Origin of the sequence: Aeromicrobium sp., assembly GCF_032084975.1 — a bacterium.
In the GTDB taxonomy this organism is placed as follows: Bacteria; Actinomycetota; Actinomycetes; order Propionibacteriales; family Nocardioidaceae; genus Aeromicrobium.
The window spans coordinates 1-11781 of record NZ_DAMDLR010000076.1; the positions used below are offsets into that span (position 1 = coordinate 1).

The window sequence follows — 11781 nt, forward strand, 5'->3', positions numbered from 1 at the left end:
TGCGCTCGACGAGTCGATGGGCGGCGCGCTGGTCGTCCGCACGGGCGATCCCGCCGACGTCGTCGCCGCGGTGGCGGCCGAGGTCGGCGCGGCACGGGTCCACGTCACCGGCGAGTACACGCCGTTCGGGCGCCGTCGCGACGAGGCCGTCGCGTCGCGTCTCGAGGAGGCCGGGGTGGAGCCGGTCGCCACCGGGACCCCGTACGCGGTCGAGCCCGGATCTATCGTCAGCGGTCAGGGCACGCCGTACAAGGTCTTCACGCCGTTCTCGAAGGTGTGGCGCGAGGACGCCTTCGTGCCGCCGGCGCCGCGACCCGACGTCGAGTGGGAGAGCGTCGAGGGGGACGAGCTGGACGCCGACCTGGTCGAGCTCGGACGGTCGTTCGGTCCCGTCGGCGAGGCCGGGGCGCGCGAGCGCTGGCACGAGTTCGTCGAGACCGACCTCGAGGACTACGGCGAGCACCGCGACCGGCCCGACCTCGACAGCACCAGCCGGATGTCGGTCCATCTCAAGCTCGGCGAGATCCATCCGCGCACGATGCTGGCCGACCTCGAGGATCCCGGCGCCGACGACGAGGACGGCGCCCAGAAGTTCGTGACCGAGCTGGCTTGGCGCGAGTTCTATGCCGACGTCCTGTGGCACCGTCCCGACTCGGCGTGGGCCGACCTGCGCGACGAGCTGCGCGGCATGCCGTACGACTCCGGGCCGGATGCCGCGGAGCTGGTCGACGCATGGCGCGAGGGACGCACCGGGTTCCCCTTCGTCGACGCCGGGATGCGGCAGCTGCGCGAGATCGGCTGGATGCACAACCGCCTGCGCATGGTCACGGCCAGCTTCCTGGTCAAGGACCTGCACGTCTGGTGGCCGGTCGGCGCACGGCACTTCCTCGACCACCTCGTCGACGGCGACATCGCCTCGAACAACCACGGCTGGCAGTGGGTCGCCGGGACCGGCACGGACGCCGCCCCCTACTTCCGCGTCTTCAACCCGATCGGTCAGGGCAAGCGGTTCGATCCGGACGGCGCCTACGTGCGGCGCTGGATCCCCGAGCTGGCGCACCTCGACGGCGCGCGGGCCCACGAGCCGTGGAAGTACCTCGACGGGTACGCCCACGGGTATCCCGAGCCGGTCGTCGACCACGCCGAGGAGCGGCGTGCCGCCCTCGACCGCTACGACCGGGCGCGCGGCCGATGAGCGCCGCACGGCAGCGGCGGCGGGGCTGGGTCATCGCGACGCTGGTGGTCGGCGCCGCCCTGCTCGCGTTCACGCTGGGCCTCGAGCCGGGCAACGACCTGTTCCTCGTGGCCGGCTTCGCGATGGCCGCGGTGTGGGCGGGCGGAGCACTGCTCTCGGGTCCCATGCCGCCGGGCAACGGGGACATGTCGTTGGCCCGCGCGCTGGCCCTCGGAACGGGTGTGGGCGCGTTCCTGCTGGGTGGATGCCTGGTCGTCGCCCTGTTCGTGGCCGAGGTACCGGTGCTGCGCGAGCCCGCCGAGGCGCTGCTGGAGCACGCCGACGGCGGCACCCTGCTGCCGGTCTTCGTGATGACGGCGGTCGGCGGTGTCGGCGAGGAGATGTTCTTCCGTGGCGCCCTCTACGACGCGTTGCCGCAGCACCTGGCCATCGTGGTCACCACCGTCGTCTACACGCTCACGACGGTCGGCAGCGCGGTCTTCCTGCTCGTCGTGGCGGCGGCGATGCTGGGCGCCGTCACCGCCGTGCTGCGCCAGCGGACCGGTGGACTCGCCGCGCCCATCGCGACCCACCTGATGTGGTCGCTCGGCATGCTCCTGCTCCTGCCCCACGCCCTCGCGACTGGAAGGTGAACAGATGAACACCGAACGCACCGCCCTGGTGACCGGAGCCTCCGGCTACGTCGGAGGCCGGCTCGTGCCGCGCCTGCTCGGCGAGGGCTGGCGGGTGCGTGTCCTGACCCGCCATCGTGACTCGGTCGCGGGTGAGGACTGGGCCGAGCGGGTCGAGGTCGTCGAGGGCGACGCAGGTGACGAGGCCGTCCTCGGGCGAGCGCTCGACCACGTCGACGTGGCGTACTACCTGATCCACTCGATGGGCGGCAGCGACGACTTCGCGACGAAGGACCGCGCGCTGGCGGAGACGTTCAGCGGCGCCGCCGAGGGCGCCGGCGTCGGCCGGATCGTCTACCTCGGCGGGTTGCACCCGGACGACGAGGAGCTCTCGCCGCACCTGGGCTCGCGGGTCGAGGTGGGCCGGGTGTTCCTCGACGGTGGGGTGCCGACCGCGGCGCTCCAGGCGGCCGTGGTGCTGGGCGCTCAGTCGATCTCGTTCCAGATGCTGCGGTACCTGACCATCCGGCTGCCCGTCATGCTGGCGCCGAAGTGGCTGTACAACCGGATCCAGCCGATCGCGATCGACGACCTGCTGCACTACCTGGTGTCGGCCGCCGACCTGCCCGAGAACGTGAATCGCTCGTTCGACGTCGGCGGTCCCGAGGTGCTCACCTACGACGAGATGATCCATCGCTTCGCCCGGGTCACCGGGTTGAAGCGGCGCACCGTGCTGGGCGTGCCCGTGCTCACGCCGAACCTGGCCAGCCACTGGATCGGACTGGTCACCCCGCTCGACACGAAGGTCGCGCGTCCGCTGGTCGACAGTCTCGTCCACGAGGTGGTGTGCCGCGACGACTCGGAGATCCTGCTGCCACCGCCCCCGGGAGGGCGTACGGGCTTCGACGACGCGGTCCGGCGGGCGATGGCCGACCTCGAGCCCGACCACGGCATCCGCAACCTGGTGATCACGTCGGCCGCCACGGCCGCCTGCGCGGTCGTGGGCGCAGCGGCGACCAACCCGGACTCGCGCTGGTACCGGCGCCAGGACCTGCCGTCGTGGCAGCCGCCGGCGCCGGTGTTCCCGATCGTGTGGACCGCGCTGTACGCGGACCTCGCGGTGACCGCGGCGCGAGCCGTGACCGATCTCCAGCGCCGCGGGGACGACGCGGGGGCCAGGTCCTTCTGGCGTGCGTTCGGGCTGAACCTCGTGCTCAACGCGGGGTGGAGCGCGGTCTTCTGGCGTGGCCGTCGGCCCGACCTCGCGACCGTGGAGGCGGCAGCGCTCACGGTCAGCAGCTCGGATCTCGTGCGCCGCGCAGGCAGTCCGGGCCGTCGCAGGGCGCTCGTGCCGTACGCCGCCTGGTGCGCCTTCGCGACCGTCCTTTCCGGCGCCATCTCGCGGCGGAACCGCATCAGCGGCCGCTGACGGTGGGGGCGTGACTCGCCCCCCGAGGCGCGCCGTGACGGTCACACGGGTCACACCGGCCCGTCGGCGCGAAGTTCCCGGCTGGTAACCTGAATGGCGCGGCGTGAGCGTTCACTGAACAGTCTCAGCCGTGTGGTGGCTGGCTTCGCGCGGCAATCGCATGGTGGTTGGGCTGGGATGAGCTCACTCCCGACCCCTGACCAGCGCCCCCGAACGCAGGAGATTGCGTGCCCGTCATCCAAGCCGAACACGTCTACAAGGTGTTCGGGAAGCGACCCGAGCGCGCCCTGGAGCCGCTGCGCCGGGGAGTCTCCCGTGACGAGCTGAGGTCCCAGGACCTCGTGCCCGCCGTGATCGACGCCAGCTTCGAGGTCGAGGCGGGTGAGATCTTCGTCGTCATGGGCCTGTCGGGCTCGGGCAAGTCGACCTTGATCCGCATGGTCAACGGCCTGCTCGTGCCGACCGCGGGCGATATGCGCGTTGGCGGCGAGGACGTCGCCCGCGCCAACGCCAAGGAGCTGCGCCGGATCCGTCGCGACCGGGTCAGCATGGTGTTCCAGCACTTCGCGCTGCTCCCGCACCGCACCGTCGGTGAGAACGCCGCGTACGGACTGAAGCTGCAGGGACTCAACCGGTCCGATCGCGAACAGCGCGCCGACGAGGCGCTCGCGATGGTCGGCCTCGAGGGCTGGGGCGGGTCGATGCCCGACGAGCTCTCGGGCGGCATGCGCCAGCGCGTCGGCCTGGCGCGTGCGCTGGCCACCGGCACGGACGTGATGCTGATGGACGAGGCGTTCAGCGCGCTCGACCCGCTGATCCGTCGCGAGATGCAGGACCAGCTGGTCGAGCTGCAGCACCGCCTCGGCAAGACGATCCTGTTCATCACCCACGACCTGAACGAGGCCATGCGCCTGGGCGACCGCATCGCGATGATGCGCGACGGCCGCGTCGTGCAGGTCGGCACCGCCGAGCAGATCCTGAACAACCCCGCCAACGACTACGTCGCCCAGTTCGTGCAGGACGTCGACTGGACACGCGTCCTGACGGCCGCGTCGGTCATGGAGCCGCCGGTGGCCGTGCTGGGCTCGCTGCAGGGCCCCCGCGCCGCCCACCGCCTGTTGCGCGAGCACCAGACGTCGGCGCTGATGGTGGTCGACCGCGAGCGTCGCCTGAAGGGCGTCGTCATCGAGGAGGACGTCGTGTCCGCCCTGGCCCGCGGCCAGGAGTCGCTCGACGGCCTCGTCCGTCCCGTCGTGACCGTGCGCCCGGACGTCCCGGTCGCCGACCTGTTCGGCGCCGCCGCCGAGAGCCCGACCGCCTTGGCGGTGGTCGAGGACGAGAGGCTGCTCGGCGTGATCCCGCGCGTGACGCTGCTGAGTGCGCTCGGCTCGGCGGGTGGTCCCGAATCCGCTGACAACGGCATCAGCACGACCGAAGAGGTGGCCCGATGACTTCGATGCTGGCGACGATCGACACGGTCGAGTCCGGGATCCCGCGGCTGCCGGTCGGCGAGTGGATCGAGACCGGCTTCGACTGGGTCCTGGAGAACGCGGGTGCGTTCTTCGACGCGATCGCGGACGGGATCGGGAACACCTCGGCCGCCCTGACCGAGCTGCTGCAGTGGCCGCCGGCGCTGGTGACCGTGCTGGTGATGGCCGCTCTCGCGTGGCTGGCCGCCGGCTGGAGGCTGGCGCTCGGGTCCGCGGTGCTGCTGACCGCCGTGATCGGCATGGACCAGTGGGACAACGCGATGCAGACGCTGTCGGTGGTCCTGGTGGCGAGTCTCATCGCGTTGGTGATCGGCATACCGATCGGCGTCGCCGCCGCGCGCTGGGACGGCGTGAGTCGCGTCGTGCGACCGGTCATGGACCTGATGCAGACGATGCCCGCCTTCGTGTGGCTCGTTCCGGTCGTGATGCTGTTCGGCATCGGTGTCGCCGCCGGCCTCGTGGCCACGGTGATCTTCGCGCTGCCACCGGCCGTGCGCCTGACCGAGCTGGGCATCCGCCAGGTCGACAGCGAGATCGTCGAGGCCGGGCAGGCCTTCGGCGGCACGCCCCGCCAGATCCTCGGCGGCATCCAGTTCCCGCTCGCGATGCCGACCGTCATGGCCGGCGTCAACCAGGTCATCATGCTGGCGCTCTCGATGGCGGTCATCGCCGGACTGGTCGGCGGCGGCGGGCTGGGCGGCGCCGTCATGACCTCGATCTCGCGACTGGACGTCGGACTCGGCTTCGAGGCCGGCCTGTCCGTGGTGGTCCTGGCGATCTACCTGGACCGCGTCACCGCCGGCGTCGGCCGGCGCGACCGCAAGCGCAGCCGCACTCGCCGCGTGAAGGACCGGACCATCCCTGCCAAGGCGCAGGAGATCACCGTCGACGCCTGAGCGCCGACCCATTGAATTCTCGAACCTGACGAAGAATCACACGAAACAAGGAGAAGAAGACGTTGACGACACGTATTCGACGCGCAGTGGCCATGGCCGCAGCGTTCATGGCCCTCGGCGCCGGCCTGGCGGCCTGCGGTTCCGGCGACGACGACAGCAGCTCGTCGGGCGGTGACAAGAGCATCACCCTGGGCATCATCCCGTCGTGGACCGACGGCCTGAGCACGGCGTACCTGTGGAAGGAGATCCTGACGCAGGAGGGCTACGAGGTCGAGATCCAGGACATCGCCGACGCCGCGCCGCTGTACACGGGCGTCGCCAAGGGTGACGTCGACGTCTACCCGTCCGCCTGGTCCGAGGTCACGCACAAGGCGTACATGGACAAGTACGGCGACGACCTGGAGGACCTGGGTGCCTACTACGAGGGCGCGTCGCTGACGCTGGCCGTCCCCGAGTACTCCAAGATCACCTCGATCGAGGACCTGCCCAAGTTCTCCGACGAACTCGACGGCAAGATCATCGGCATCGAGCCGGGCGCCGGTCTGACGAAGACCACCAAGGAGAGCGTCATCCCGGAGTACGAGCTGGACAAGGACTTCACCCTGGTCGAGTCCTCGACGACCGCCATGCTGGCCGAGCTGAAGAAGGCCATCAAGGACCAGCGCGAGATCGTCGTGACGCTGTGGCGTCCGTTCTGGGCCAACGCCGAGTTCAAGGTCAAGGACCTCGAGGACCCGAAGGGCGCCATGGGCGAGTCCGAGGCACTGCACGCGATCGCCACGAAGGGCTTCTCCGACGAGAACCCCGAGGTCGCCAAGATGTTCGCCAACTTCAAGCTCGATGACGAGACCTACGGCTCGCTCGAGAAGTCCGTCGTGGACGCCTACGACGAGGACAAGGAGGCCGGTGTCGAGGCCGCCGTCAAGACGTGGCTCGAGGAGAACCCCGACTTCGTCGAGAACCTCAAGAAGTGACGTAGTCGCTCCTTCCGGGGCCCCGATCCGCTGTTGCGGGTCGGGGCCCCGTCGTTTTCGCCGCGGCGTCCGAGCGCCGTAGAATCGCGGGAGTCTTCGCGGCCTCGCCGCCCCGCGCGCCCCCGCGCGACCCCTGAACCACCCGAACGGAACTCGTCGAGCATGCCCACGTCTCCTGCCGCCACCCGGACCGAGCCGTCCGTCCGCAACGCGCTGCGCTCACCGTCGATGCTGCGCACCGAGGTCCTGGCGGGCCTCGTCGTCGCGCTGGCGCTGATCCCCGAGGCGATCTCGTTCTCGATCATCGCGGGCGTCGACCCCCGGGTCGGGCTGTTCGCCTCGTTCACGATGGCCGTCTCGATCGCGTTCCTGGGCGGGCGTCCGGCGATGATCTCGGCCGCGACGGGTGCCGTCGCGCTGGTGATCGCCCCGGTCATGCGCGACCACGGCTTCGAGTACCTGATCGCCACGGTGATCCTCGGGGGCGTCATCCAGGTCGTGCTGGCCCTGCTCGGGATCGCGAAGCTCATGCGGTTCATCCCGCGGTCGGTGATGGTCGGCTTCGTCAACTCGCTGGCGATCCTGATCTTCGTCGCGCAGGTCCCTCACCTGATCGACGTGCCGTGGCTGGTCTACCCGATGGTGGCGGTGGGCATCGGCGTGATCGTCGGCTTCCCGCGCCTCACGACCGTGATCCCGGCGCCCCTCGTGGCGATCGTCGCGCTGACGGCGTTCGTGCTGATCGGCGGGTTCGACGTCCCGAACGTGGGCGACGAGGGCGAGCTGCCCGACAGCCTGCCCAGCTGGTTCGTGCCGGACGTGCCGTTCACGCTCGAGACCCTCGAGATCATCGCCCCCTACGCTCTCGCGATGGCCCTGGTCGGTCTGCTCGAGTCGCTGCTGACGGCCAAGCTGGTCGACGACATCACCGACACGCACTCGGAGAAGACGCGCGAGGCGTGGGGCCAGGGCACGGCCAACGTCATCACGGGCTTCTTCGGCGGCATGGGCGGCTGCGCCATGATCGGCCAGACGATGATCAACGTGAAGGTCTCGGGCGCGCGGACGCGGATCTCGACCTTCCTGGCCGGTGTCTTCCTGCTGATCCTGGTGGTCGGCTTCGGCGATGCCGTCGCGCTGATCCCGATGAGCGCGCTCGTCGCGGTGATGATCATGGTGTCGGTCGCGACCTTCGACTGGCACTCGGTCCGTCCCGCGACGCTGCGCCGCATGCCGCGGTCCGAGACGACCGTGATGCTCGCGACGGTCCTGATCACCGTGGCGACCTCGAATCTGGCCATCGGCGTCATCGTCGGCGTGCTGACGGCGATGACGCTGTTCGCGCGGCGAGTCGCGCACATGACCGAGACCGAGCGTCGCGTGGTGCAGGACGAGCAGGGGAGCCGAGCCGTCTATCGAGTCACGGGGCAGCTGTTCTTCGCCTCGAGCAACGACCTCTACACGCAGTTCGACTACGTCGACGACCCCGAGCGCGTCGTCATCGACCTGTCCGGCGCACGGATCTGGGACGCGTCCACGGTCGCGGCGCTGGACGCGATCACGACGAAGTACGAGCGCAAGGGCAAGACGGTCGAGATCACCGGACTGGACCGCGCGAGCGCCGACCGCCACGGTCGGTTGACGGGCCGGCTGCCTTGACGGGCGGTCAGCCGGAGTAGCGGACCCTCGACGTCGTGTATTTCAGGCACAGGATCCGCCCGACCTGGCGCCGGGTGACGACCGCGACGTACGCGCGGCCCGGCCTGAGGTTGGTCTCGATGACCCAGTAGCCGTCGCCGTTGCCCGCGGGGCGGCCCGTGCGGCGGTCGACACCGACCAGCTTGCGGGGCTGGCCCGGCCGGATCAGGAAGAGGTTCACCCGGCGGTTCTTCACGCAGCGGGCATGCGTGGACGTGACCGTGCCCAGCGCGGCCTCGCCACCGGACGACGTCAGCCCGAAGGAGCTGGAGGTTCGCGCCTTCCTCGGCGCCGCGGATGCTGACGGCCCGGTCGTGGCGACCAGGGCGAGCAGGACGGCGGCGGCGACGCACTGGATCAATGACTTGCGCATGTGTGCTCCCCAGCGGACCCGCGGGGAGGGGTTCCGGGCGAGGTCCGTCACTCGAGCGTGCGACCGTCGCCGGGAAAAGGCAAGGGTCTCGGGCGGTGCGTCAGAGCTGGTCGACGAGCCCGTCGAGCCCGAGGTGGACGTCGGCCACGTGGGGAGCGGCGTGGGCGCCGATCCAGACGGCCACCCGGCGTCGCGGGTCCGGCTCGTCGGGGACCCACTCGCAGATCCAGCTCGCGAGGGCGTCCTCGAGGGAGCCCGTCTCGTCGTCGATGTGGTGGATCGTGACGCGAGCCGGCGCGTGGAAGTCCAGGTCGGTCCCGGCAGGCGCCTGCACGTAGACCTGCCCGTAGGCGTCGGCGGGCAGGATCGCCAGCGCGGCGCGGATGCAACCGAGGTCGCCGGTGTGCCCGGCGATCAGGATGTGGTCGACGGGACGACGACGACGGTGGGACCTCATGTACGTAAGCGTAGCCTTACCTTCCGAGGTCCCGCCGTCGGGTCCCCAGGATCAGGACGCGACGTGCGCCTGGAGCAGCCAGCGATCCTTCGTCAGGCCCTGCTCGATCGAGATGGCGATGTCCTGGCTGCTGAGGTCGATGTCGTCGAGTCCGTTGACCGCGGCGCGCACGGTCACGAGGGCCGCGTCGATCTGCGCGACCACGCCGGCCACGGTCTGCTGCCACGTCTGGAAGCCGTCGGCGAGCGCCGGCAGGGTCGACTTCGCGGTGACGGTCTCGAGGCGCGAGTCGATCGGCAGGCCGAGGGCGACGACCCGCTCGGCGGCCGTGTCGGCGTAGTCCTGGGCGTGCGCGACGACGTCGTCGAGCAGCTCGTGGACGCCGACGAAGCTGCCGCCGCGGACGTTCCAGTGAGCGTGCTTGCCGTTGACGACGAGGGCCTCGAGGTCACGGACGACCGGAGTGAGGAACTGCGCCGCGCCGGCGGCGATCTCGTGGGAAGCGGCCAGGGCGGACGGGGCTTCGGTGGTGGTTTCGGGGGAGGTGGTCATGACGTGCTCCATTCGTCTCGGGGGACTTCCAACTCCCTCAACCCTGTCGAGTTCTGACCGGGATTTCAACGAAGATCAGGCTTGCCTCAGTGTGGCTGCCCTCAATCGGCACGGCGGTTGGCGCTGGCCCGCGCGACTTCACGAGGTTCTCTGTCACTTCACGAGGGTCGCAACCCTCGTGAAGTGACAGGAAACCTACTTAACCGGGGAAACCGTCATGGCTCGACGGCGAAGGCGCCCTGCGCCCCGCGCTCGGCATCGACCATGACGTGTGAGACGAACGGGTAGTTCCCGGGCTCGTCGAAGGTCAGCTCGACGAAGCCGCCCTGCGCCGGCAGGAGCGGCAGCACCTGGGCGCCGCCGGTGCCGCGGCGCAGCGAGTAGGCGCCCTCGGTCCAGACGGTGTCGAACTGCTCGCCCACGACGTGGAACGACGAGGCACGGTTGGGACCGGCGTCCAGCACCCAGACCCGGACCCGTTCACCGACCTTCGCCTCCAGCCGCTCGTGGGCGTACTGGTGCGGGTATCCGTTGAACACGACCAGGTCGGGCCTTTCCGCCTGGACCTTGTCGACGTCCACCGGCTCGCCCTGGCCGCCCAGGTAGACCTCGGACTGGACCAGGACGTAGCTGCGGTCGACCTCGGGCAGGTTCGCCGGCTCGATCACCACGGCACCGAACATGCCGTTCGCGATGTGCGCCGACATCGGCATCGTCGAGCAGTGGTACATCCAGATGCCGGCTCGTGCCGCCCGGAAGCGGTACACGAGGGACTCGCCCGGCGGGATCGTGCGCATGACCTCGTCCGGGGCGCGCTCACCGGCGTGGAAGTCGATCGAGTGTCCCATCGACCCCTCGTTGACCAGCGTGATCTCGAAGACGTCCCCGACCTTCCCGTGCAGGGTCGGACCCGGGGCGCTGCCGTTGAAGGTCCACCGCCGCTGCGTGACGCCGGGAGCCACCTCCTGTTCCTGCTCCGTGACGGTCAGGGTCCGGCGGTGCACGGTGCCGTCCGGGGGTGCGGGCAGGGTCGCGTCGTAGGGCGTGAAGCCGGGACCGGGGTCGGCCATCAGGTCCACGGGAGGCATCGCGCCGCCGCCGTCGCCGTGGTCCATGTCCGCGTGGTCCACCGCCGGCGCGGTGGCACCCGTGACGTTCACGTCCAGCACCATGCCCATCTGGCGATGGCCCACGATCGAGCACCACCCCCCGAGGTCCCGGCCGACGATGCCCACGTCCATCGTCGCCGACTCGCCCGGTCGCAGCCGCCCGCTGTCGTGCCCGGAGTCCAGCACGAGGTCGTGCACCTCGACGTCGTCGGAGTTCGTCAGCTCGATGACCAGTCGGTCACCGGCCGGCACGTCGATGGACGAGGGGTGGAAGCGCATGTCGCGGGCCTCCACCTCGACCGTCGTGGTGTGCCCCGTCGCCGCCACTCCGGCGTCCGCGGATGCGGTGGTGCTGCGGCCCACGGCGGCCGGGTCGACGGCGACGCCGACCGCGACCGCCAGCACGACGACGATGAACCCCGCGACGGCCTGTCCCATGCGTTGTCCCGCCGGGCGGTCCCCGGCGACGGCTGCCGGGCCGGTCGGGCGCGGTCCGACGGCACGCTCGGTCCTGGCCCGGCGGGCTGCACGCCGCGCGAGGAACAACAGCGGCACGAACGAGGCCAGTGCGACCACGACCACGAGGGAGACCAGGACGCTGACCCAGCTGGGGACCGGCAGCATGAACACGACCATGCCGGCGTTCGCGGCGGCGACGCGCAGCGCGGCGCCTCGGTCCAGGACGGTGTTCGCGGCACGGGTGCCGGCCGGGCTGTGTCCGACGTTGACCGGCACCAGGTAGGACAGGGCGCCGAGCAGGACCTGAGCCACGAAGCCCACCGCCAGGGCGGGCGTGAGGGTGCTGATCCGGTCATGGGCGACCGCCGGATCCGGCGCCGTCGCGACCATCGCGGCGCAGGCCACGACGAGGCACGCGAACCACGCGACGCCCGCCATCACCGACCAGGTCGGGAAGTGGACCGGTGGCTTGCGGCGGGCGACCGCGAGGAACGGCCGCGCGAGCAGGGCGATGCCCGCGGCATAGCCGAGCAGGCCG

The 11781-nt window shown here is 70.6% G+C and carries 11 protein-coding genes; 7 read left to right on the top strand and 4 right to left on the bottom strand.

Annotated features, from left to right (window positions below; all coding sequences use genetic code 11):
- From RT323_RS13870 to RT323_RS13900, 7 genes are all read left to right on the top strand, one after another.
- Window positions 1-1195: deoxyribodipyrimidine photo-lyase (locus tag RT323_RS13870; protein ID WP_313409547.1), on the top strand; the 1195-nt coding region annotated here is incomplete at its 5' end.
- Window positions 1192-1827 (top strand): lysostaphin resistance A-like protein, encoded by a 636-nt coding sequence (locus RT323_RS13875; protein ID WP_313409548.1) that lies wholly within the window; start codon window positions 1192-1194, stop codon window positions 1825-1827. The genes RT323_RS13870 and RT323_RS13875, both read left to right, overlap by 4 nt.
- Window positions 1828-1831: 4 nt before the next feature.
- The gene (locus tag RT323_RS13880) at window positions 1832-3235 is read left to right on the top strand and encodes a tryptophan-rich sensory protein (RefSeq protein WP_313409550.1); all 1404 of its coding nucleotides are present in this window, start codon (window positions 1832-1834) and stop codon (window positions 3233-3235) included.
- 227 nt (window positions 3236-3462) lie between these two features.
- The gene (locus RT323_RS13885) at window positions 3463-4686 is read left to right on the top strand and encodes a glycine betaine/L-proline ABC transporter ATP-binding protein (RefSeq protein ID WP_313409551.1); all 1224 of its coding nucleotides are present in this window, start codon (window positions 3463-3465) and stop codon (window positions 4684-4686) included.
- A gap of 5 nt (window positions 4687-4691) precedes the next feature.
- Complete coding sequence (locus RT323_RS13890) at window positions 4692-5621, top strand: ABC transporter permease (protein ID WP_396172410.1); 930 nt, start codon at window positions 4692-4694, stop codon at window positions 5619-5621.
- Window positions 5622-5713: 92 nt separating this feature from the next.
- A complete protein-coding gene (locus RT323_RS13895) occupies window positions 5714-6595 on the top strand; it encodes a glycine betaine ABC transporter substrate-binding protein (protein ID WP_313409555.1) in 882 nt (293 codons plus the stop codon).
- A 228-nt stretch (window positions 6596-6823) separates the two neighbouring features.
- Window positions 6824-8254 (top strand): SulP family inorganic anion transporter, encoded by a 1431-nt coding sequence (locus RT323_RS13900; RefSeq protein WP_396172412.1) that lies wholly within the window; start codon window positions 6824-6826, stop codon window positions 8252-8254.
- 7 nt (window positions 8255-8261) lie between these two features.
- Here the strand turns inward: RT323_RS13900 and RT323_RS13905 are convergent, their stop codons facing one another.
- From RT323_RS13905 to RT323_RS13920, 4 genes are all read right to left on the bottom strand, one after another.
- On the bottom strand, window positions 8262-8666 hold the full coding sequence (locus RT323_RS13905) for a hypothetical protein (RefSeq protein ID WP_313409559.1): 405 nt from the start codon (window positions 8664-8666) through the stop codon (window positions 8262-8264).
- 100 nt (window positions 8667-8766) lie between these two features.
- Entirely contained in the window at window positions 8767-9123 is a 357-nt protein-coding gene (locus RT323_RS13910) for a hypothetical protein (protein WP_313409560.1), read from the bottom strand.
- A gap of 51 nt (window positions 9124-9174) precedes the next feature.
- A complete protein-coding gene (locus RT323_RS13915) occupies window positions 9175-9675 on the bottom strand; it encodes a DNA starvation/stationary phase protection protein (protein WP_313409562.1) in 501 nt (166 codons plus the stop codon).
- Between the two features lie 215 nt (window positions 9676-9890).
- The coding region (locus RT323_RS13920; protein ID WP_313409564.1) for a multicopper oxidase domain-containing protein at window positions 9891-11781 on the bottom strand (1891 nt) is incomplete at its 5' end.

Excerpts from the sequence above, each read along its gene's own strand:
- RT323_RS13910 (WP_313409560.1), bottom strand. The coding sequence starts at position 9,123 with ATGAGGTCCCACCGTCGTCGTCGTCCCGTCGACCACATCCTGATCGCC.
- RT323_RS13905 (WP_313409559.1), bottom strand. The coding sequence starts at position 8,666 with ATGCGCAAGTCATTGATCCAGTGCGTCGCCGCCGCCGTCCTGCTCGCC.
- RT323_RS13900 (WP_396172412.1), top strand. The coding sequence starts at position 6,824 with ATGCTGCGCACCGAGGTCCTGGCGGGCCTCGTCGTCGCGCTGGCGCTG.
- RT323_RS13875 (WP_313409548.1), top strand. The coding sequence starts at position 1,192 with ATGAGCGCCGCACGGCAGCGGCGGCGGGGCTGGGTCATCGCGACGCTG.
- RT323_RS13915 (WP_313409562.1), bottom strand. The coding sequence starts at position 9,675 with ATGACCACCTCCCCCGAAACCACCACCGAAGCCCCGTCCGCCCTGGCC.
- RT323_RS13880 (WP_313409550.1), top strand. The coding sequence starts at position 1,832 with ATGAACACCGAACGCACCGCCCTGGTGACCGGAGCCTCCGGCTACGTC.
- RT323_RS13890 (WP_396172410.1), top strand. The coding sequence starts at position 4,692 with ATGCTGGCGACGATCGACACGGTCGAGTCCGGGATCCCGCGGCTGCCG.
- RT323_RS13895 (WP_313409555.1), top strand. The coding sequence starts at position 5,714 with ATGGCCGCAGCGTTCATGGCCCTCGGCGCCGGCCTGGCGGCCTGCGGT.